Raw genomic sequence first — 22,336 nt, forward strand, 5'->3', positions numbered from 1 at the left:
GCCCCCGATCGTGCGGCGCGCGGGCGGACACGGGCGTCATACCCGCAACACGTCGCGCCGCCGTAGCGGGCGCGCGAACAGATCGGCGAGATCGCCCGCCTGGTCGAATCCGTGCACCGGCGAGAACACCAGTTCGATCGCCCATTTGGTCGTCAGCCCTTCCGCCTCGAGCGGGTTGGCGAGCCCCAGCCCGCACACCGTCAGGTCGGGGCGGGCGGCGCGGACTCGGTCAAGCTGGCGATCGACATCCTGGCCTTCGCTGATCACCGTCTCGGCCGGGAGCAGCGCCAGTTCCGGCGCCATGTGCGCGCGGTGGAGATACGGCGTGCCGACTTCGATCGGGATCATCCCCAATTCCTGCGCAAGAAAACGCGCGAGCGGCAGTTCGAGCTGCGAATCGGGGAGGAAGAAGATGCTTTTGCCCTCCAGCCGGTCGCGCGCGTGCGCGATCGCACGCTTGGCGCGTTCACGGCCCGGCGCGATGACCGAGCGGAAATGCATTTCGTCGATCCCGAACGCGCGTGCGGCGGCATGCAGCCAGTCGCTCGTCCCTTCCGCGCCGAACGGAAACAGCGCCTCGAGTCGCACCGCGCCCCGATCCGCGAGCGCGCGCGCGGTGTCGCCGAGGAAGGGTTGCGCGAGCAGGAAGCGCGTATTGGGTCCGACCGGCGGCATCGCACCTGCGCGGCGCGCCGGGAAACTGTGCACCGTGGCGATCCCCATCTGCGCGAACAGCCTGAGAAACTGGTCCTCGACCACATCCGGCAACGCACCGACGATCATCAATTCGGGTGCCGCATCGGGCGTGGAAGCGACGAGGTCAGGCACCAGGGCAGCCAGGCACGCGTCCTCGCCCTCGGTGAAGGTCGTCTCGATCCCGCTGCCGGAATAGTGCAGCACGCGCGTGCTGCCCGCATGCTCGACCGACAGACGGTGTGCCGCGCGCGCGAGATCGAGCTTGATCACTTCGGACGGGCACGATCCGACGAGGAACAGCAGCTTGATGTCGGGACGGCGCAGCAACAGCCGGTCGACCACGCGGTCGAGTTCGTCGTTGCAGTCGGCCATGCCGGCAAGGTCGCGTTCCTCGATGATCGCGGTCGCGAAGCGCGGTTCGGCGAACACCATCACCCCCGCCGCGGATTGCAGCAGATGCGCGCAGGTGCGCGATCCGACGACGAGGAAGAACGCATCCTGGATCTTGCGATGCAGCCAGATGATCCCGGTGAGACCGCAGAACACTTCGCGTTGCCCGCGTTCGCGCAGGATCGCGGGCAGCGTAACGGGCGCGGCATCTGTCATGCCGGGAACAGCCAGAGGCGCGATCCCGTTCATGCCGCCACCGCATTGTGCGCGGACGGTGCGCGCGCGCTTTGCAGCCGGGCGGCGCGCAGCTTGAGCAGGAACTGCGTCGCGTTGATCGCATAGGTTGCATAGGCCGCGAGCGCGAGCAGCATCCGGTCGCGCTCGGTCCCCAGACCGCCGATCAGCATCGCCAGATAGGCAGTGTGCAGCGCAAGGACCGCAAAGCTGAACACGTCTTCCCAGAAGAAGGCGTCCGCAAACAGCCAGCGATCGAACACGACCTTCTCCCAGATCGAGCCGGTCACCATGATCGTATAGAGCGCGATCGTCTTGATCACGATCGAGACCGTCGCCGCCTGCGCCCCGTCACCGGTCGCGAGGTAGCGCAGCACCAGCACCAGGCTGACCAGGAAGATCCCGAACTGCAGTGGCGCGAGGATCGCCTGGACCGTCGTCCAGACGCTGGAGTCGCGACGGCGCTTCTGGTCGGGCGTGTACAGCGGGGCCGCGGCGGATCGCCGTGGGATCGGTGCCGGGACTGGACTGTTTGGCCGCATGGTTGCCTCGCCTCTCGCTACGCAACGTAAAGCCTCAGCCCCAAAAGTGTCAACCTGTCTTGACGTAAAGAAACAAAGACACATGCTGTGCTGCAGCATCGTTTGTCCGTTGCAAGGTCGTTTCGAGAGGGATACGATGCGAGTCGCCGGGCTAGCCAAATATGGCGGGTTCGACCGCTTCGCATGTTCAACCAGGCCGGAGGGGGTCAGGATGACTTCGCTTACCGGAATTGAACATTTCTTCCGAAACAACGGGGGGTGGCCCGATCCGGAGCTGAGCCGTACGTTGAGCGGTCCTACCGCCGCCGACCGACAGCGCAATGCCGTCGGCGAGCAAGCCCGGTCGTTGAGCCGCCTGATCGAATGCGAGATCATCCCGCGGTTGCTGGTCGCGCATGCCGGTGAACCGCAAGCCGTGGTCCCGGCCGAACCCGACGCGACGATCACACGGGCCGAAGTCGAGGCGTTCGCCCCGCTCGCGTTGCACGTAGAGGCGGATGAGCTGCTGCAATATGTCGAGGGGCTCGTCGCGCGCGGGGTGTCGTTCGAGACGCTGCTGGTCGACCTGCTCGCACCGGCGGCACGCCACCTCGGCGAATTGTGGGACGACGATCGTTGCGATTTCGTCGACGTGACGATGGGCCTGTGGCGGTTGCAGGAAGTGGTCCACGAACTGTCGGGCTGTCCCGCCAAGACCGTGCACGGGGACCAGCACGTTCGCCGCGCATTGTTCGCGTCGCTCGAGGGCGATCAGCATAGTTTCGGCACGGTGGTGATCGACGAGATGTTCTGCGCGAACGGGTGGATCACCGATCGCCTCAACGAAGCGACGACCGAGGACTTGTTGCGGCACGTTCGCCAGGACGCGTTCGATCTGATTGGATTGACGATCACTTGCGACTGCCATATCGCCCCTTTGCCCTCGATCGTCCGCGCCGTGCGGGCCTCGTCCAGAAATCCCCGGATTTGTGTGATGGTCGGCGGAAGGGTCTTCGCCCAGAATGCGGACCTTGCCGCGGCGGTCGGCGCGGACGGGACAGCGCCCGACGCAAGGGTCGCGGTTCGCGTTGCCGGGGCACTGGTCGATGCGGTCGCGCGGGAGGCGGTTTCGGCTATGACCGGTTGATCCCGATCGGGTTTCGCGGGCAGGGTACGAACCGCGACACCTATTGCAGGAGCAAGTTGTTCGTCGATGAACGATCGTCCCATCCTCTTCGCCCCGCATGCCTTTTCCAGCCCGGACGCTGTCGCGAGCAGCCTTGCGCCCGACGTCGCTGCATCCTTGCTCGCGTCCGCAGGCGACATTTCGCTGGTGATCGATTCCGGCGGCGTGATCCGTGACATCGCGATCAGCAACGCCGATTTGGTGGCACAGGGGTTCGGCGACTGGATCGGCCAGACCTGGCTCGATACCGTCACGACCGAAAGCAAGGCTAAGGTCGCGCAGATGCTTGCCGACAGCGCAGGGACCGAACCGGCGCGCTGGCGTCAGGTCAACCACCCGACGCATGGCGGCGACGTTCCCGTCCGGTATCTGGTCATGCAACTGTCGCAGGGCGGGGCGATCGCGATCGGGCGCGACATGCGTGCGACCGCGGCGATGCAGCAACGATTGCTGCAGACCCAGCAATCGCTCGAGCGCGATTACATCAAGCTGCGTCAGGCGGAGGCGCGGTATCGCCTGTTGTTCGACCTCGGCACCGAACCGGTCCTGATCGTCGATGCCGCGAGTCGCCGTGTCCGCGAGATCAACCCGGCCGCCGCGCAGCTGATCGGCGCAAAGGTCGATGCGCTGACCGACCAGCCGATCGGCGCGATCGTCGACGCCGCGGACCGCGAGGAACTGATCGCGCATCTCGGTGCGGCAGGGGCAAGCGACGACCTGTCGCCGATTTCGGTGCGCCTGGCGGGCGGTCAGTCCGTCGCGGTGTCGGCGCGCCTGTTCCGTCAGGGGCGCGCGGCCTTGTTGCTCGTCCGGCTGCTCCCCACGCAATCCCCGACCGAAGCGGCGGACCATGCCACGTCGATGGCGGACGTGATCGAGCACATGCCCGATGCGTTCGTCCTGGTCGACGCCGCGCTCGATGTCCTGACCGCCAATGCGGCGTTCGTCGAGCTGGCGGGCGCCGCGTCGGTCGCGCGGGTTGTCGGCGCGCCGCTTGCGACCTGGCTCGGGCGGCCGGGGATCGACCTTGACCTGATCATCGGGCAACTCCGCGAGCATGGGGTCGTCCGCAACGTCGCGACGATCCTGCGTGGCGCAGGCGGCGGGCAGGAAGAGATCGAGATTTCGGGCGTCGTCGCGCCAAAGGGCGAAGGGCAGTGCTACGGTTTCACGATCCGCAACGTCGCGCGCCGGTTGCGCAGCGTTCCCACGACGGAGCGGGATCTGCCGCGTTCGGTCGAGCAACTGACCGAACTGGTCGGGCGCATGTCGATGAAGGGCATCGTGCGCGAATCGACCGATCTGATCGAGCGGCTCTGTATCGAGGCCGCGCTTGCGTACACGTCGGACAATCGCGCATCCGCCGCCGAAATTCTCGGGATCAGTCGGCAGAGCCTGTATTCCAAGCTCCACCGGCACGGGCTGGGCAATCTGGTGTCCGGGGACAACTGACCGCCACCACCTGCAAGGCGTCAATTCTATTTGACGCTACGGTGTGTCCATATTAGCTTCCGGCCATGGCACGCGTGGCGACTCCTCCGCTGGCATCTCCATCCGTTCCGCGGCTGCGCGACATCGTCGAATTGCTCAAGCCGATCACATGGTTTCCGCCGATCTGGGCGTTCCTGTGCGGAGTCGTATCCTCGGGTGTTCCGGTGGCGAGCCGCGTTCCTTTCCTGATCGCCGGAGTGTTGCTGGTCGGCCCGCTCGTCTGCGGGACGAGCCAGGCGGTCAACGACTGGTTCGACCGGCATGTCGATGCGATCAACGAACCCGGACGCCCGATCCCGTCGGGTCGCATCGGCGGACGATGGGGACTGTGGATCGCGATCGTGGGCACCACGCTTGCGCTCGGGGTGGCTGCCGTGACCGGACCCTGGGTATTCGCGGCCACCTGCGTCGGCCTGCTGTTCGCCTGGGCGTACAGCGCGCCGCCCTTCCGGTTGAAGATGAGTGGCGTCTGGGGGCCGAGCGCGGTCGCGCTGACCTATGAAGGGCTGACCTGGTTCACGGGGGCGAGCGTCATGGCCGGGGCGCTGCCGGACTGGCGTATCCTGCTCATTCTCGGCCTGTACAGCGCGGGTGCGTTCGGCATCATGACGCTCAACGATTTCAAGGCAATTGCCGGGGACCGGGCGATGGGGATCCGGTCGCTGCCCGCGACGCTCGGGGTCGGTCCCGCGGCGCGGATCGCGTGCCTGGTCATGGCCGTGCCGCAAATCGCGGTCGTCCTGTTGCTCTGGGCGTGGGGCCATATGCTCGTCGCCGCGGTCGTCGCCGCGCTGCTCGTCGGGCAATGCGCGCTGATGCCGCGCCTGCTGCGCGATCCGGTGCGACAGACACCGTGGTACAATGCGACAGGGACGAGCCTGTACGTGCTCGGAATGCTCGCGTCGGCCTTCGGGCTCGGGCGGGTGTTGGGGTTGTGACGATGCGGTCGCCGATCCCCGCGCTTGGCTGGGTCGGGATCGTTCGCCTCGGCGTGGTGCAGGCCGCGATCGGTGCGATCGTGATGCTGGCGACGTCGCTGCTCAACCGAGTCATGGTGGTCGAATATGCGTTGCCCGCCGCGCTGCCCGCGGGACTGGTCGCGTGGCATTATGCGGTCCAGTTGTCGCGGCCGGTGTGGGGGCACGGATCCGACCGCGGGCGCCGTCGGACACCGTGGATCATCGCCGGCATGGCGCTGCTGGCAGCGGGCGCGATCGTCGCGGTCTGGGCGCTGGGCGTGATTACGGGCGGTGCAACGCTTGGCTATGCGCTCGCGGTGCTCGCGTTTGCGATGATCGGTGCGGGCGTAGGGGCGGCGGGCACGTCGCTGCTCGCGCTGCTCGCCAGCCGTGTCGCGCCTGAGCGCCGCGCGGCGGCGGCAGCGGTGACCTGGATCATGATGGTGGCCGGGATCGCGCTGTCGGCGGCGGGCGCGGGGGCGTTGCTCGATCCCTTCTCCTTTGGTCGCTTGCTGCAGGTCGTTGCGGGCGTGGCGGCCGGTGCGGTGTTGGCCGCAACGCTGGCAGTGCGCGGTGTCGAGCGTGGCGCGCCGGACCCGGTCGATCGCTTCGATCTGATGTCGACGCCTCCGTCGGGGGATCCGTCTTTCGGCGATGCCTTGCGCGCTTTGTGGGCGGACACCGAGGCGCGCCGCTTCACGGGCTTCGTTTTCCTCTCGATGCTAGCGTATGCGATGCAGGATCTGATCCTCGAACCCTTTACCGGATTGCGTTTCGGGCTGACGCCGGGCGAGTCGACCCAGGTTTCGGGCATCCAGCATGGCGGGGTCCTGCTCGGAATGATCCTCACCGGCATCGCGGGCAGCGGGTTCGGCGGTCGTGCCAGCGGGGGGATGCGGCACTGGATCGTCGGGGGATGCGTCGGGTCGGCGGTCGCCTTGTGTGGGCTGGTGATGGCGGCGCGGGTCGGTCCGGGATGGCCGATCCTCGCCAACATCTTCGGGCTGGGGTTCGCCAACGGCGTGTTTGCGGTTGCCGCGATCGGCGCGATGATGGCGCTCGCGGGTGGCGGAGCGACCGGAACGCACAGTGCGGGCATCCGCATGGGCATTTGGGGTGCGGCGCAGGCGATCGCGTTCGGGCTTGGCGGATTGACCGGCGCGGTCGCGGTCGACGCGGGACGCGCGCTTACCGGATCGCTGCCGCAGACGTTCATGCTCGTTTTCGGGGCGGAGGCTCTGCTGTTCCTCGCCGCAGCCGTGCTGGCGCTTCGCCCACCGCTACGGGAATACCATTTCGATCGGGAGGTTGTGCTGTGAACGCTGCATACGACTGTATCGTGGTTGGCGGGGGGCCGTCGGGCGCGACCGCCGCGACCGATCTGGCGCGCGCCGGACATTCGGTGCTGCTGCTCGACCGCGCGGGCCGGATCAAGCCGTGCGGCGGCGCGATCCCGCCCCGCGCGATCGCCGATTTCGCGATTCCCGAGCATCTGCTGGTCGGCAAGGCCACGATGGCACGAATGGTCGCGCCCTCCGCCAAGACCGTCGACATGCCGGTCGGCGACGGCTTCGTCGGGCTGGTCGACCGCGAGACGTTCGACGAATGGCTCCGCGCCCGCGCCGCGCTTGCCGGGGCGGAACGCCGTAACGGCACGTTCGAGCGGATCGAGCGCGATGCGGAGGGCCGCGCGGTGGTGGTCTATCGGACCGATCGCGGCGAGCCCGAACACCGTGTCACCGCGCGCGTGGTGATCGGCGCGGACGGCGCGCGCTCGGGCGTGGCGCGCGCCGAACTCAAGGGCGCGGACAAGATGCGCTACGTCTTCGCCTATCACGAGATCGTTGCTTCCCCCGTGGAGGGCAGCGCCGACTATGATCGCGCGCGATGCGACGTCTTCTACCAGGGCAAGCATTCCCCCGATTTCTACGCCTGGGTATTCCCGCACGGCGACACCGCAAGCATCGGTGTCGGCAGCGCGCAGAAAGGACTGGCATTGCGCGACAAGATTGCCGCGCTCCGCACCCAGACCGGGCTCGACGCTTGCGCGACGCTTCGCCGCGAAGGTGCGCCGATCCCGCTCAAGCCGCTGCGTAGGTGGGACAATGGGCGCGACGTGATCGTCGCGGGCGATGCCGCCGGCGTGGTCGCGCCGGCGTCGGGCGAGGGGATCTATTACGCGATGGTCGGCGGGCGCCACGCCGCCGAAGCGGTGACGCTGTTTCTCGCGACGGGCAAGGCGTCCGCGCTGCGCCTCGCGCGCAAACGCTTCATGCGCGAGCATGGCCGGGTGTTCTGGATCCTCGGGATGATGCAGTATTTCTGGTATTCGAGCGACAAGCGCCGCGAGCGTTTCGTCAAGATCTGCGAGGATCCCGACGTCCAGCGGCTGACCTGGGACGCCTATATGAACAAGCGGCTGGTGCGCGCCAAGCCGATCGCGCATGTCCGCATCTTCCTCAAGGACGTCCGGCACCTGCTCGGGCTGGCACCGGCATGAAGGTCCGCGCGCCTGTGGTGCATCGGTCCTGGGGCCTGCCGATCGGCATGGCCGCGGTCGCCGCGGTCGCGGTGGTCGCGATGGGCGCGACGATCACCGACGTCGACCCGTGGTATCGCACGCTCGTCCAACCCGACTGGGCGCTCCCCGAGCGGATCTCGAGTCCGGCGTGGACCGCGATCTATCTGTGCACCGCACTCGCGGCGGTGACCGGGTGGCGCGCGATGCCGAACCAGTCGGCGGCGGAATGGATGGTCGGGCTGTTCGCGCTCAACGGGTTCCTCAATATTCTGTGGAGCCTTTTGCTGTTTCGGCTCCATCGTCCGGACTGGGCAATGGTCGAGGCGGTTGCGTGGTGGGTCGCGATCGCCTCGTGGATCTACGTCATCTGGCCCCGCTCGTTCGCTACGGCACTGTTGTTGCTGCCGTATCTCGCCTGGGTGACCTATGCCGGGTATCTGACGATGACGATCGTCCGGCTCAACGGACCGTTCGGCTGAGCGCGATCGGTTTCTGGCTGTTCGGGCAGGGCCATGCCGTCGACCTGATCCTGGCCGTGCTGCTGATCGAATGGGGGATATTGACCCGACGGTTTGGCTGGACCGCGTGGGATGCGACGATGCGTCTGTTGCCGGGGGCGCTGATGCTGCTGGCGTTGCGCGCGGCATTGGCGGGGCTCGCATGGCCGTGGATCGCGCTGGCGCTTGCGGCGTCCTTCCCGCCGCATCTCGCGGATCTTGCGCGACGGCGGGGGTAGGGTACGTCAGGTTGGTGGGCAGACAGGGTCCGGCAAACCTGCCGGACCCTGTCGACGCATCTCAGGACAGCGTCTTGAGATAGGCGATCACGTCCGCACGCTTCTGCGGATCGGTCGGCCAGCCCGCGAAGCTCATCTTGGTCCCCGGCACGACGCGCTGGGGATTTTCGAGATACTGGAACAGCTTGTCCTCGCTCCAGGTGATGCCGCTATTCTTGTTGGCGGCGGAATAGGTGTAGCCGGGGATCGTCCCCGCGGCACGACCGACCACTGCATGCAGCGACGGCCCGATCCGGTTCACGCCTTCCTCGATCGCGTGGCACGTCTTGCACGTGACGAACGCCGTCGCGCCCTTGGCGGCATCGCCGGTATAGGCCGCCAGCTTGACGCCCGCGATCGTGTCGGTGTTGTCGGGGGCCGGGGCCTTGGCGGCTGCCGCAGCAGGCGCGGCGGCGGGTGCCGTTTCGGTGGACGCGGTTGCGGCGGGTGTGGACTCAGTCGTGGTCGTGGTGCTGGTTTCGGTGGTTTCCGCCTTCTTGCCACACGCGCTCAGCGCGAACGCGGCACAGGCAAGGCCCAAACCCAATCGTCCAAAAGACGTCCCGAAAGACGTTGTCGATCCTCGATACATCATCCTGCTCCTATTGGTCGGTTACGACTTCTCCCGCAGTCCTGTTTCTCACGACCGGCCCCTGACTGTCCATAGTTTTTGACGATCGACCATTCCCGTAAAAAGGACAGTCCATCAATGTTTTACACCGCAACGTCCGCCTTGATGGCGGCGTGCGGCGCATAACCCTCCACCATGAAGTCCTCGATCCGGTAGCCGTCGATGCTGTCAGCGTGACGGACGAGTCGCATCGTCGGGAAGGGGTGCGGGGTGCGCGTGATCTGTTCGCGCGCCTGGTCGAGGTGATTGAGATACAGATGCGCGTCCCCCGCAACCCACACCAGTTCCCCGGGCTGCAGACCCGCCTGCTGCGCGAGCATCAACTGTAACGCGGTCGCCCCGACGTAATTGAACGCCGCCCCCAGCAGCAAATCGACCGATCGCTGGAACATCAGACAGTTGAGGCGTCCGTCCGACGTGACATGATATTGATACACCATGTGGCACGGCGGCAGCGCCATCCCCGACAGCTCGCCGACGTTCCAGGCGTGAAACAGCATCCGGCGGCTGGACGGATTGGTCCGCAGCGTCTCGACGAGCGTCGCGATCTGGTCATGTTCCTGCCCGTCGGTGCCGAGCCAGCGCCGCCATTGCTTGCCGTACACGGGCCCCAATTCACCCCAGCGCGCGGCAAACGCATCGTCCTCGACGATCCGGCGTTCGAACGTCTCCTGGTCGATCTGCTCGCCCGTCTCGCGGCGATACGTCGCCAGCGGCCAGTCGGTCCAGATCCGCACGTTGTCGCGCAGCAGCGCCTGGATGTTGGTGCCGCCGGTCAGGAACCACAGCATCTCCTTGACCGCGGTCTTCCAGTAAACGCGCTTGGTCGTGAGGATCGGCACTTGCCCGCCCGACAGGTCGAACCGCACCATCGCGCCAAAGATCGACCGCGTGCCAACACCCGTCCGATCGACGCGCTCATCGCCGTGATCGAGCACGCGCTCGATCAGGTCGAGATACTGATATTCCGGGTGTCGCATTATCGTGCCTCATTCTCGTGTCGATCGGCGAAAGGCGGTCCAGCCCCGCACGATCGGTCGCGCATCGGTCCTTCGCTGCCGACCTAGCAGCTTTCGGGCAGGGGGCCATCGCCGGTTTTGCGCCGCCCCAGATCCTCCGTAACGGATACGGCTCGGCTGGGCCGACGCGGTGGCATGGCGTCTTGATGGCAAATGATCGCGGGGCCCCCCGAAATTGCCGAAGACGGGGCCGAAAGCCGGATCGTCGCCGCCCTGCGCGCGCTCGACCGGCACTTCGCACCGATCGCGCACGCGGCGCAGGAGATTGCGATCATGGCCTATCTTGATCCGGAATGGAGGCTTCTCGGGATGCGCCACCATGCCGCGGACCAGACGCAGTCGCTACTGCTGCCCGTGCGCAGCGTGGTGGCGGACGCGATCGCGCTGGATGCGGTGGCGGTCGTGCTGGCGCATAACCATCCGAGCGGCAACCCGACGCCGAGCAGCGCGGACTATCGGCTGACCCGGCGTCTGGCGCGCACGCTCGATGCGGTGGGGGTGCGGCTGGTCGAGCACGTTGTGCTCGCGCGGAATGGCGCGGTGCGCTTCCGCGACCTGGGGTTGCTGTAGGCGTTCAGAACGTCAGCCGTTGCGGCAGGGCTTGATCGCGCTCGGGTCGGGGCGGGGACCCTTCGGGCGGAAGGTCGCGAGATATCCCCCGGCCGAGGGCATGTCATAGGTCGCCACCGGAACGTAGCCGACCGCGGCGAATTCGCATTTCAGCAATGCGGGCGGGGTGCCGTGGTTCTGCGTCTGGCGGTCGGCATCGACCACGACGACCAGTCCGTCGGGGCGCAGCGACGGGCGCAGCCGCCACAGAAACTCGTATGGCTGTTCGATCTCATGATACATGTGCACCATCAGCACGCGGTCGAAGCTCGCGTCGGGCAAGCGTGGATCGTTGACCGCACCAAGCCGGACGCTGACCGATTCAACCCGCTCGCGCGCGACGCGTAGCGCGAGCGTATCGCGTACCGCGGGAAAGATGTCCTCGGCCAGCACACGGCCATCCTTGCCGACCCGCGCGGCCAGACGCATCGTGTAATAGCCTTCGCCTGCGCCGATGTCGGCGACGGTCATCCCCCGCTTGATCCCGGCCTTGGCCATCACTTCGCTGGCTTCGTTCAGCCGGTCGCGCTCTTCCTCGGTCGACCAGCGCGATGATACCACGGGGGCAACGGGCCGGTCGGGTGCGGGGAAGGGGCCTGCCTTCTCGGTCCGGTCGGGGACCCTAGCCGGGCCGCCGTCGCACGCCGAGACGAGCAGGAAGCCAGCGAGCGTGGCGCGTCGGAGGATCGTCATCATTCGCACTTCCCCGGCGAAGGCCGGGGCCCGGTCGTGGACCGTCCGTGGACCGGGCGCAGCTTTCGCTTGCCCCGGCCAGCGGAACTGGGCCCCGGCCTTCGCCGGGGAAGCGGTAGCACCCGGTGCCGGACGTCTGTCCCCCACTATTCGACGTCCTCGACCTCGACCGTCTCGCCGGTGACACGCTGCGACAGCGCCGCCGCCATGAAGGCATCGAGATCGCCGTCGAGCACGTCCGACGGGCTCGACGAGGTGACGCCCGTGCGCAAATCCTTCACCATCTGATACGGCTGAAGGACATAGGAGCGGATCTGGTGGCCCCAGCCGATGTCGGTCTTGCCCGCATTCTCGGCATTGGCGGCAGCTTCACGAATAGCGAGTTCGCGCTCGTACAACCGCGCGCGCAACTGGTTGTACGCCTCGGCCTTATTCTTGTGCTGCGACCGCTGGTTCTGGCACTGCACCACGATCCCGGTCGGGATGTGCGTGATGCGCACCGCCGAATCGGTCGTGTTGATGTGCTGCCCGCCCGCGCCGGATGCGCGGTACGTGTCGATCCGCAGGTCGCTCTCGTTATACTCGACCTCGATATTGTCATCGACGACCGGATACACCCACACGCTCGCGAACGAGGTATGGCGACGTGCCGCGCTGTCATACGGGCTGATCCGGACGAGGCGGTGTACGCCGCTCTCGGTCTTGGCATAGCCATAGGCGTTCTCGCCCTTGAGCAGCAGCGTCGCCGACTTGATCCCGGCCTGCTCGCCCGAATGCTGGTCGATCAGCTCGACCTTCAATCCGTGGCGTTCACCCCAGCGCGAGTACATCCGGCTGAGCATCCCCGCCCAGTCCTGGCTCTCGGTCCCGCCGGCGCCGGCGTTGACTTCGATATAGGTGTCGTTGCCATCGGCTTCGCCCGCGAGCAGCGCCTTGACCTTATCGGTGTCCGCGCGGCGCGCGAGATCGGCGAGCGCGGCGACGCCCTCGCTCTCCATCTCGGTGTCACCTTCGACCTCGGCCATTTCGATCAGTTCGGCGGTGTCGTTGAGTTCGCTCTCGATCGCGCGCGTCGCGGTAATCGCCTCGTCGAGACGCCGCCGTTCGCGCATCACTGCCTGCGCGGCCTTGGGATCGTTCCACAAGGCCTGGTCCTCGACGCGCGCGTTGAGCTCGTCGAGCCGACGCAGCGCGCGGTCCCAGTCGAGGAACCGGCGGAGTAGCGCAAGCGCGTCCTTGATCGAGTCGATATGAGCCTGCGCTTCAGCGCGCATGGGAAAACCTTCCAGAAAACATCGTTTCGTCATTCCCGAGGGGGACGGGAATCCATCATCTCCAACGCGTTGAGGGAATGGATCCCTCGCCGGCGCGGGGATGACGTATATGGGCCGCAGGTGGTGCTAGTAAATACCACCCTGTCTTTGCAAGAAATCGCTGTCCTTGCGTGTCTCCTTCTGGGCCTCGCTCGCCGCCCGTGCCTTTGCGGCTGCGGCAGCCGCCGCGGCGGCGGGATCGGGCGCGGTCATGTCGCGGTGGATCACGCGGCGCGGCTCGCTCTCGGGCTTGAACGCTTCCCAGATGACGGGGGCCTTGGGGTCGTCGGTCGGCCACGCGCCGAACACCGGGCGCCCGCTCCCGCGATCGATCCGGACCATGCGGATCCCCGCGGGCGCGCGGAACGGAATCTTGGGCAGTCCCTCATACGCCTTGACCGCGAACGCCTTGAAGATCGGCGCGGCGACCGTGCCGCCCTGCGCCGCACCGCCCAGCGAATGCGGCTGGTCATACCCGATGTACAGCCCGCCGATCATCTGCGGCGTGCCCCCGATGAACCACACGTCGGTCGGCCCCGAGTTCGTACCCGTCTTGCCGAACATCGGCCGGTCGAGATCACGCAGCACGGTCGCGGTGCCGCGCTGGATCACGCCCTCGGCGATGTGGATCATCTGATAGGCGCTCATCGCGCTGAGGATCTGCTTCCCGCGGACGACCGGACGCGGCATCGCCTTGCCGTTCCAGTTGGGCGCGTTGCAACGGTCGCACGCGCGCCAGTTCTCCGGCCAGATCACCTTGCCATGGCGGTCCTGGACGAAATCGACGAGCGACGCGGGATGCGACTGCCCCTGGTTCGCCAGGATCGCATAGGCGTTGACCATCCGCGACACGGTCGTCTCGCCCGCGCCGAGCGCATAGGACAGATAGGGCGGGTATTTGCCGACGCCGATCCGGTCCATCAGCGACACGATCCGCGGCATTCCGGTGGTCGCCGCGGTGCGCACCGTCATCAGGTTGCGCGATTGCTCGACGCCCCAGCGCATCGTGTGCGGTCCGGCACCGCGCATGTTGCCGAAGTTGCGGAAGCACTTCTGCCCGAGCCGCGCACCCTGATAGACGCAGAACGGCCCGTCGACGATGATCGAGGCCGGCGTCATCCCGCCTTCCAGCGCGGCGGCATAGACGATCGGCTTAATCGTCGATCCCGGCTGGCGCTGCGCCTGGGTCGCACGATTGAACGCCTGGAGCCGCGAGTCGAACCCGCCCTGCATCGCCAGCACGCGGCCGGTCTGCGGTTCCTCGACGACGAACGCGCCCGAGATCTTGGGCACCGACCGCAGCGCGAAGTTGCCGCCTTCGGGGGCAACCGCGATGATGTCGCCGACCTTGAGCGCGGCATAAGCGGTGCCGCCCTTGCCGCGAACCGGGGTCTGTGCGGCGGAACGGGGCATCTCACCGGTCGTGCCGTCGCCGAACCCGAGCGTCGCACGGCTGGTGTCCAGATCGATCACAATCGCGGCGCGCCAGTCGTCGTAATCGAGCCCGATGTTCTTGTTGAGGAACGCGCTCTGCCACGCGTCGCCGTCGATATCGGCATGGTCGATCCGCCCGGACCATCCCCGTCCGCGGTCGAACCGGAGCAACCCCTCGCGCAGCGCGGTCTGCGCATAATCCTGGATCTTCGGGTCGAGTGAGGTGCGGACCCACAGTCCGCCCGCATAGACGCTGTACGGCCCGGTGAGCGCATCCTCGCCGAACTTGCCCATCAACTGGCGACGGACTTCCTCGACGAAATAGCCTGCGCCCGCCGTCTCGCGTTTGGGGGTCTGACGCGGCACCGTCCCGAGCGGTTCGGCCATCGCGGCATCGTGCTGGCCTTGCGTAATGAACCCGTTCTTGAGCATCTCGCGCAGCACATAAGTGCGCCGGTCGAGCGCGCGCTGGGTATGGCGGACAGGATCGTAATTGGCTGGCCCCTTGGGCAGGATCGCCAGATACGCAATCTGCGCGAGGTCGAGCTTGTTCAGATCCTTGCCGAAATAAGCATAGCTCGCCGCCGCCACGCCGAACGCGTTGCGGCCGAGGGCAATCTGGTTGAGGTACAGTTCGAGGATCTGCTTCTTGGTCAGCGTGCCCTCGATCTTGTACGCGAGGATCGCTTCCTTGATCTTGCGGCTGTAATTGGGCGCATTGCCGATCAGCAGGTTCTTCGCGACCTGTTGCGTGATGGTCGATGCGCCCGCCGGACGCCGCCCCGTGCTCAGATTGCGAAAGGCCGCGCCGGCAATGCCGAGATAATCGACACCGTGATGCTCGAAGAAGGACTTGTCCTCGGCGGCGAGAAACGCACGGACGAGCATCGGCGGATATTCGCCGTAGCTCAGCTCGACGCGGCGCTCGCGGGCGTAGGTGTAGATCGGCGTGCCGTCGGTTCCGCGCACGTTGGTCGGCAAAGGCGGCTCATACGTGCGCAATTTGTCGACCGAAGGCAGGTCGGAAGCGAAGACATACCAGCCGATCCCGGCACCGATCGCGCCCACCAGCGCGAGAACCGCCAGCGTCTTGACCCACCAGCGCCCCCAGGCACGGTGGAGAAAGCCTTCGGAGCTCCCGTCTTCCCGACGAATACGGAATGTCACGGTGGAGTTGGGCTCGGCCATAAGCCACGAGGCTCTAGCAACTTTCGCGTCGCTTGCCAGCCGCCTTATCCCGCGCGGTGCCGGGGCCGTCGCATCGCACGGCGTCGTGTCGCTGGTTTCAACGGTTCGCCATGCGCCGCGCGAAATGCACTTCGACCGCGCGCTCGACGCTTTGCGCGATACGGCGGCGGCCGTCCTCGCTGTCGATGAACTCGGCGTCGGCGGGGTTGGAAATATAGCCGGTCTCGAACAGCACCGACGGCATGTCGGGCGCTTTCAGGACCATCAGCGATGCCATGCGGTGGAAATTGGGCTTGAGCGGCACGCGGTCACGCGCCTCGCGCCCGAGCAGCCGTGCGAACCCCGCCGACGCGTTCATCGTCTCGCGCTGCGTCAGGTCGATCAGGATCGAGGAGATATCGGCGTTGGTCGATGCGAGATTGACGCCCGCGATGATGTCGGACTTGTTCTCGCGCGCCGCCAGCCGTGCGGACTCGCGGTCGGACGCGACCTCGGACAGGGTATAGACCGACGCCCCCGTCGCTGCGCCCGAGCCGACGCTGTCGCAATGGATCGAGATGAACAACGCTCCACCGAGCCGACGGGCGATTCCGTACCGCTGGCGCAGGATCAGGAAGCGGTCGTCCTCGCGTGTCAACGCGACGCGCACGCGCCCCGCGCGGACCAGTTCGTCGCGGATCGCGCGCGCGATCTTCAGCGTCACGTCCTTCTCGCGTCGCCCGTCGATCGGTGAGATCGCGCCGGGGTCGACCCCGCCGTGACCCGCATCGATCACGACCAGTGGGCGGCGGTCGTCATCCCCATAGATCCGCGGCAACCGTCCGTGACGCTGGCTTGCGGGCACCGCGGCGGGTTGGCGGGCCGGGGGCTTTTTGGGCCACGCCATCTTGATCGCGCTGGTCGCGACACGATCTGGATCCTGTACGATCCTTTCGGCAACCGCAGGGGTCGTCGTCAGGGATGCTATTGTCAGGGCCAAACCGGCGGCAATCGCGCTACGAACAGGGCTATTGCGGTCGCAGGCGGGTCCAAACCGGGCACGGATCGACGCAAAAATGGCAGAAAACACCTGCATCCAGCGCACCATGCACACTTTCCCGGAACCCCCGATGAACATTTCGCGGACGATAGCGCAGAAACGTTAACGTGTCGTCCAACCATAGAATTACCCGATATCGTCGCTTCACGTGCCGGTTGCTGCGCGCGCAGGTCGGTGCTAGGCAATAACCAGTACCTGATCGTTACCCAAGTTACGGATGCGACAGGTCCACTCGGCCGCCCCGGTGTTCTCTGGCCGCGGCCTATCCAGGTTGACGTTCGCATGATGCATGGTTCCCGTTTCTCGTTTCCCCCGGTCGCTACCGGCGGGAACGCGACTGCGCGGGATGCCCAGGGCCGGAAGGCCGGGCGTGCAGAGCGAACAGAGGCGATTTTAGCAACCCACCGTGCGAGCGAATCCGGCGGCGTTACCGCCCCTCGTTCCGCGTACCTTTATTTCGCGCGGCCAGCGCCATGGCGCAGCCGGCCGCGTGTCCGGAGACAATTACATGACCACGCGTATGCTGATCGACGCACGGCACCGGGAAGAAACCCGTGTTGCCGTCGTCAAGGGAAACCGGATCGAGGAATTTGATTTCGAGTCCGCTGAGCGCAAGCAGCTCAAGGGGAATATCTATCTTGCCAAGGTGACGCGCGTCGAGCCGTCGCTCCAGGCGGCGTTCATCGATTACGGTGGCAACCGCCACGGCTTCCTCGCTTTCAGCGAAATCCACCCCGATTATTACCAGATCCCCAAGGAAGACCGCGACGCGCTCCTGCGCGAAGAGGCCGAGCATGCCGCTGAAGAAGCTGCCTTGCGCGCCCAGCAGGACGCCGACGACGATCTGGAAATGGAAGACGACGGGTTCGAGCCCGACGAGGAATCGATCGAGCGCTACGAGGATGACGGCGGGCACGAGTCCGACGAGATCATCCCCGACCGCGAAGTCGCGTCCGAAGGCGAAAACCCCGGCGAAGGCCGCGGCCGTCGCCGTCGCAAGCGCTCGGCCTCGGACGATGCCGCCGACGATCTGCGCGAGCGTCGCACCAATTTGCGCCATCGCTACAAGATTCAGGACGTCATCCGTCGCCGCCAGGTGCTGCTGGTCCAGGTCGTCAAGGAAGAACGCGGCAACAAGGGTGCTGCGCTGACGACGTATCTCTCGCTGGCGGGTCGCTATTGCGTGCTGATGCCCAACACGTCGCATGGCGGCGGGATCAGCCGCAAGATTTCGAACGCGGGCGATCGCAAGCGTCTGAAGTCGATCATGGCGGACATGAAGCTGCCGCCGTCGATGGGCTGCATCGTGCGGACCGCAGGGCTCCAGCGCACGCGCCAGGAAATCAAGCGCGACTTCGATTATCTCGCCCGGTTGTGGGACGGGATCCGCGAAGCGACGTTGTCCTCGTCCGCGCCGGCGCTGGTGTACGGCGACAGCGACCTGATGAAGCGCGCGATCCGCGACATCTACAATCGCGAGATCGACGAAGTCATCGTCGAGGGCACCGAGGGCTATCAGCACGCCAAGGATTTCATGCGGCTGCTGATGCCGAGCCATGCGCGCAAGGTGAAGCATTACAGCGACCCCGTGCCGCTGTTCCAGCGCGCGGGCGTCGAGGAACAGCTCTCCGCGATGTATCACCCGGTGGTCCAGCTCAAATCGGGCGGCTATCTGGTCATCAACCCGACCGAGGCGTTGGTGTCGATCGACATCAACTCGGGTCGTTCGACCCGCGAGCATTCGATCGAGCAGACCGCGACCGCGACCAACCTCGAGGCCGCTGCCGAGATCGCGCGCCAGTTGCGCCTGCGCGACATGGCGGGTCTCGTCGTGATCGACTTCATCGACATGGATAACGGCTCGAACGTCCGCAAGGTCGAGAAGGCGATGAAGGAAGCGCTCAAGAACGATCGTGCGCGGATCCAGATCGGGCGCATCTCGTCGTTCGGCCTGATGGAAATGAGCCGCCAGCGCCTGCGCACCGGCGTGCTCGAGGCATCGACCCGGCCGTGCCCGCATTGCGAAGGCTCGGGTTTCGTCCGTACCGCCTCGTCGTCGGGGCTGTCGGCGCTGCGTCTGCTCGAGGACGAAGCTGCGCAGGGTCGCGGGTCGCAGCTTCTGCTGCGCGCGAGCCAGGAAGCCGCCTTCTACCTGCTCAACCGCAAGCGCGCCGAACTCGCCGAGATCGAGGAACGCTACGGCGTGATGATCGAAGTCTCGCCCGACGGCGAGCAGGAAGGCGCGCGCATGTCGGTCGAGGTCTCCGGACCGCCGCCCGCCTACACGCCGCGCTTCGACGCGCCGATCGAGGAAATCGAGGAAGATTTCATCGAGGAAGAGGTTGAGGACGAAATCGACGACGTCGTCGAGGAAGAGGAAGAGCCCAAGGCCGTCCGCGAACCGCGCGAGCGTCCCGAGCGCGCCGAGCGTGCGGGCGACGACGACAGCGGCTCGCGCCGCCGTCGCCGCCGTCGCGGTCGTCGCGGTCGCAACCGTCCCGAGGGTGAGGGCGAAGGCGCGATCGAAGCTGGCGAGGACGTCGGCGATGAAGGTACGGAAGTGTCGGACGTTGCCGAACTGCTCGGCGACGAACTCGCTCCTGCAGACCTCGTGGTTGCGGATGATGTGGATGCCGGAGCCGAGGACATCGCTGCGGTTGCCGAAGGCGAAGCAACGGGTGAGGGCGGCAAGCGCCGTCGCGGTCGTCGCGGTCGTCGCGGCGGACGTCGCGCTGAGGGCGAGCAGACCACGGCCGAGCCGGCAACGGACGACGCCGGTGGCGAAGCACCTGGCCTGATCATCGCGGCGGATTTGCCTGCGGTGGACGTCGAGACCATGGTCGCCTTGACCGAAGCCGAGGCTCCGTCCGAGGTCAGCGACGAAGCTGCCGTGGAAGCCCCGGTGGAAGCGGATGCGCCCAAGAAGGGCCGTCGTCGCCCCAAGGCGCGCAAGGACGACGTAGCGGTCGCTCCGGCTGCCAAGACGGCGCGGACGAAGGCTGCTCCGGTCGAAGCGGCCCCGGCCGAGCCGGCGCCAGTCGAGGCACCTGCCGCCGATACCGAGGCAGAGGCCAAGCCGAAGCGTCGCCGCAGCAAGAAGGTCGTTGCCGACGCCCCTGCCGAGGCACCCCCCGAGGCTGTGGTCGAAGCACCGGTCGCGCCCGCTGCCGAAGAGCCTGCCGCCAAGCCCAAGCGCGCCCGTCGCCCCAAGGCGAAGGCCGAGGTAGCCGCCGAAGCGCCGATCGATCCGGTCGTCGCGGTTGAATCGACCCCGGCGATCGAACCGGCACCCGAAGCCGCCGCGCCCGTCGCGGACAGCGAGCGTGCCGCGCCTGCGCCCGCGCCGACCGCGATCGATCCCGATCCGGGCGAAGCCGGTACGCCGCGTCGCGGCTGGTGGCAGCGCACCTTCGGGGCCTGATCCGGTCCACGTCCCCCGGCCCACGTCCCTCGATGTGGCGCCGGGGACGTGGCACCGCTTCACGCGGGGTTTAGTCCCGCGCGTTCACCGCAGCCCTGGTTGCCCGCACGGCGAATCTCGGGGATAGAAGCACTATGAAGCGGTACATCGCGGGACTCGCGGCCTCTCTCCTGCTCCTCGTACAACCGGCAACCGCGCAATCGATCCTGCGCGATGCCGAAACCGAAGCGATGTTCAACGAAATGTCGCTCCCGCTGATCGAGGCGGCGGGCCTGTCGCCCGCGGCGGTCAAGATCGTGCTGATCAACGACGATTCGATCAACGCGTTCACTGCCGGCGGACAGACGGTCTACGTGCATTCGGGGCTGATCCGCGCCGCCGACAACGCCAATCAGGTGCAGGGCGTGATCGCGCACGAACTCGGCCATGTCGCCGATGGCCATGTCATCCTGATGGACCGCGGCGCAAAGCCCGCGATGGGCATCTCGATCCTCAGCATGGTGCTCGGCGTCGCAGCGATCGCCGCGGGTGCACCCGAGGCCGGGGCGGGGATCCTCTCCGCGGGCACCAGTGCTGCACAAGGCAAGTTCCTCGCCTTCACCCGCGTGCAGGAATCCACTGCTGACGCGACTGGCGCCCGGTTCCTGCGTCAGTCCGGGATCAGCGGGAAGGGGATGCTGACGTTCTTCAAGAAGTTACAGAACGAGGAATATGCGTACGGCCTCAAGAACATCGATCCGTTTGCGCAGAGCCATCCATTGTCGGGCGACCGCATCTCGGCGTTGACCGCCGACGTGCAATCGTCGCCGGCGTACAACACCAAGCCCGATCCCGGACTCGAGGAGCGGTTCAAGCGGGTGAAGGCCAAGCTGCTCGGCTATGTCGCCGACCCGAAGACCACGCTCAACGTCTATCCCGAGCAGGATCAGACCCTGTATGCGCATTATGCGCGGGCTTATGCGTGGCACAAATCGGGCTACCCTGAAAAGGCGGATGCCGAGGCGAACGCGCTGATCAAAGCGTACCCGCACGACCCATATTTCCTCGAGATCCAGGGACAGATCCTGCTCGAGGCGGGCAAGCCGGTGGCGGCGTTGGTGCCCTTGCGTGAGGCGACCGACCAGTCGCGCAACAGCCCGCTGATCGCGACCACCTTCGGCCACGCGCTGATCGCGACCGAGGACAAGGCCAACTATCCCGAAGCGATCAAGGTGCTGCGTCAGGCGGTCGCACGCGATGACGACAATCCGTTCGCCTGGTATCAACTGGGGACGGTGTACGAGGCGTCGGGCGATCAGACCCGCGCGCTGCTCGCCACCGCCGAGCAGGCGAGCCTGACCGGGGACCAGCGCACTGCCGCCTATAGCGCGCGGGGCGCGATGCAGGGTCTGCCGCCCAATTCGACCGATTGGATCCGTGCGCAGGACATCGCAATGGCGGCGCAGAACGAAATGTCCGACAACCCCAAGAAATATAAGAAAAGACGTTGATGCGCCCTTATGCAGGTTCCTTCGCGGTGGCGTTCGTCGCCGCCATTCTCGGTGCGGCGCTGTTCTGGGCGGTCGAACGGCTCGTCCCCGCCAGCGCGCCGGATGCTGCCCGGACCGAGCAGGTCGTCCACGATTATCTGCTGAGCCACCCCGAGATCATCCCGCAGGCGATGGACGCGCTGCGCGACCGCGCGCATGCCGACGCGATCGCCGCCAACAAGGATGCGATCCTGAAGCCGGTCGGCAGCGCCTGGATGGGCAGCGCCAATCCCGACGTCACGCTCGTCGAATATTTCGACTATAATTGCGGCTACTGTCGCGCCAGCCTTCCCACGATCACGGCATTGCTCAAGAGCGATCCCAAGCTCCGCGTGGTGTTCCGCGAATTCCCGGTGCTGAGCGACGCGAGCGTCGATGCCGCACGGATGAGCCTTGCTGCGGCGAACCAGGGCAAGTTCCAGCGGTTCCACGATGCGCTCTACGCCGCCGGACCGGTGTCGCGCGAAACGATCACGGCATCGGCAAAGACGGCGGGTGTCGATCTCGCCAAGGCCGAGGCTTTCACGCCGCAGGCCGAGGCGGAGATCGCCTCCAACATGGGCATCGCGCGGCAATTGGGCCTGACGGGGACGCCGAGCTGGGTGATCGGGAACACCGTGGTGTCCTCCGCGCTGACGCTGGACGCGCTGCAGAAGGCGGTCGCGACGGCTCGCGCCGCGAAATAGG

The 22,336-nt window shown here is 66.6% G+C and carries 19 protein-coding genes; 11 read left to right on the forward strand and 8 right to left on the reverse strand.

From position 1 onward, the window contains the following. Positions 1-36: 36 nt before the first annotated feature. Positions 37-1,302 carry a ferredoxin:protochlorophyllide reductase (ATP-dependent) subunit N gene (locus AC3WJR_RS01315; RefSeq protein ID WP_492721626.1) on the reverse strand — a complete coding sequence of 422 codons (1,266 nt, stop codon included), beginning with the start codon at positions 1,300-1,302 and terminating at the stop codon, positions 37-39. A 29-nt stretch (positions 1,303-1,331) separates the two neighbouring features. Continuing rightward, positions 1,332-1,862, reverse strand: a complete 531-nt coding sequence (gene bchF, locus AC3WJR_RS01320; RefSeq protein ID WP_492721627.1) for a 2-vinyl bacteriochlorophyllide hydratase — start codon at positions 1,860-1,862, stop codon at positions 1,332-1,334. Positions 1,863-2,148: 286 nt separating this feature from the next. On the opposite strand from bchF, the gene AC3WJR_RS01325 reads away from it, so the two are divergent. The 7 genes from AC3WJR_RS01325 to AC3WJR_RS01355 all read left to right on the forward strand — a co-directional run bounded on the left by AC3WJR_RS01325 (position 2,149) and on the right by AC3WJR_RS01355 (position 8,734). After that, positions 2,149-2,988 (forward strand): cobalamin B12-binding domain-containing protein, encoded by an 840-nt coding sequence (locus AC3WJR_RS01325; protein WP_492721629.1) that lies wholly within the window; start codon positions 2,149-2,151, stop codon positions 2,986-2,988. 66 nt (positions 2,989-3,054) lie between these two features. Then, entirely contained in the window at positions 3,055-4,479 is a 1,425-nt protein-coding gene (gene ppsR / locus AC3WJR_RS01330; RefSeq protein ID WP_492721630.1) for a transcriptional regulator PpsR, read from the forward strand. Between the two features lie 65 nt (positions 4,480-4,544). Further along, positions 4,545-5,456 (forward strand): chlorophyll synthase ChlG, encoded by a 912-nt coding sequence (gene chlG, locus AC3WJR_RS01335; protein WP_492721631.1) that lies wholly within the window; start codon positions 4,545-4,547, stop codon positions 5,454-5,456. Positions 5,457-5,458: 2 nt separating this feature from the next. Further along, positions 5,459-6,796: a BCD family MFS transporter gene (locus AC3WJR_RS01340; protein WP_492721633.1), complete on the forward strand. Its 1,338-nt coding sequence runs from the start codon at positions 5,459-5,461 to the stop codon at positions 6,794-6,796. After that, positions 6,793-7,977, forward strand: coding sequence for a geranylgeranyl diphosphate reductase (locus tag AC3WJR_RS01345; protein ID WP_492721634.1), 1,185 nt, complete (start codon positions 6,793-6,795; stop codon positions 7,975-7,977). Before AC3WJR_RS01340 ends, AC3WJR_RS01345 begins: the two co-directional genes overlap by 4 nt. Then, the gene (locus AC3WJR_RS01350) at positions 7,974-8,477 is read left to right on the forward strand and encodes a TspO/MBR family protein (protein WP_492721636.1); all 504 of its coding nucleotides are present in this window, start codon (positions 7,974-7,976) and stop codon (positions 8,475-8,477) included. The genes AC3WJR_RS01345 and AC3WJR_RS01350 overlap by 4 nt, the downstream gene beginning before the upstream one ends. 80 nt (positions 8,478-8,557) lie before the next feature. Next, positions 8,558-8,734, forward strand: a complete 177-nt coding sequence (locus AC3WJR_RS01355; RefSeq protein WP_492721637.1) for a hypothetical protein — start codon at positions 8,558-8,560, stop codon at positions 8,732-8,734. Positions 8,735-8,795: 61 nt separating this feature from the next. On the opposite strand, the gene AC3WJR_RS01360 is transcribed toward AC3WJR_RS01355, so the two are convergent. Next, positions 8,796-9,320: a c-type cytochrome gene (locus AC3WJR_RS01360; protein ID WP_354284719.1), complete on the reverse strand. Its 525-nt coding sequence runs from the start codon at positions 9,318-9,320 to the stop codon at positions 8,796-8,798. A gap of 167 nt (positions 9,321-9,487) precedes the next feature. Beyond that, positions 9,488-10,384, reverse strand: coding sequence for a thymidylate synthase (gene thyA, locus AC3WJR_RS01365; RefSeq protein ID WP_492721639.1), 897 nt, complete (start codon positions 10,382-10,384; stop codon positions 9,488-9,490). A 192-nt stretch (positions 10,385-10,576) separates the two neighbouring features. Here thyA and AC3WJR_RS01370 point away from each other — a divergent pair, with 192 nt between their 5' ends. Next, positions 10,577-10,993, forward strand: coding sequence for a JAB domain-containing protein (locus tag AC3WJR_RS01370; protein ID WP_492721640.1), 417 nt, complete (start codon positions 10,577-10,579; stop codon positions 10,991-10,993). Between the two features lie 12 nt (positions 10,994-11,005). Here AC3WJR_RS01370 and AC3WJR_RS01375 read toward each other — a convergent pair whose 3' ends face one another. The 4 genes from AC3WJR_RS01375 to AC3WJR_RS01390 form a co-directional block, all read right to left on the reverse strand. Next, entirely contained in the window at positions 11,006-11,725 is a 720-nt protein-coding gene (locus tag AC3WJR_RS01375; RefSeq protein ID WP_492724099.1) for a class I SAM-dependent methyltransferase, read from the reverse strand. Between the two features lie 146 nt (positions 11,726-11,871). Then, positions 11,872-12,999, reverse strand: coding sequence for a peptide chain release factor 2 (gene prfB, locus AC3WJR_RS01380; RefSeq protein WP_354284715.1), 1,128 nt, complete (start codon positions 12,997-12,999; stop codon positions 11,872-11,874). A 126-nt stretch (positions 13,000-13,125) separates the two neighbouring features. Next, positions 13,126-15,660: a penicillin-binding protein 1A gene (locus tag AC3WJR_RS01385; protein ID WP_492721641.1), complete on the reverse strand. Its 2,535-nt coding sequence runs from the start codon at positions 15,658-15,660 to the stop codon at positions 13,126-13,128. A gap of 97 nt (positions 15,661-15,757) precedes the next feature. After that, positions 15,758-16,651 carry an N-acetylmuramoyl-L-alanine amidase family protein gene (locus AC3WJR_RS01390; RefSeq protein WP_492724101.1) on the reverse strand — a complete coding sequence of 298 codons (894 nt, stop codon included), beginning with the start codon at positions 16,649-16,651 and terminating at the stop codon, positions 15,758-15,760. Between the two features lie 556 nt (positions 16,652-17,207). Here AC3WJR_RS01390 and AC3WJR_RS01395 point away from each other — a divergent pair. From AC3WJR_RS01395 to AC3WJR_RS01405, 3 genes are all read left to right on the forward strand, one after another. Then, a complete protein-coding gene (locus AC3WJR_RS01395) occupies positions 17,208-20,120 on the forward strand; it encodes an Rne/Rng family ribonuclease (RefSeq protein WP_492721643.1) in 2,913 nt (970 codons plus the stop codon). A gap of 134 nt (positions 20,121-20,254) precedes the next feature. Further along, positions 20,255-21,610 (forward strand): M48 family metalloprotease, encoded by a 1,356-nt coding sequence (locus AC3WJR_RS01400; protein WP_492721645.1) that lies wholly within the window; start codon positions 20,255-20,257, stop codon positions 21,608-21,610. Further along, positions 21,610-22,335, forward strand: coding sequence for a DsbA family protein (locus tag AC3WJR_RS01405; protein WP_492721647.1), 726 nt, complete (start codon positions 21,610-21,612; stop codon positions 22,333-22,335). The genes AC3WJR_RS01400 and AC3WJR_RS01405 overlap by 1 nt, the downstream gene beginning before the upstream one ends. Position 22,336 lies beyond the last annotated feature (1 nt).

Source organism: Sphingomonas sp. FW306-05-A, from assembly GCF_058782275.1.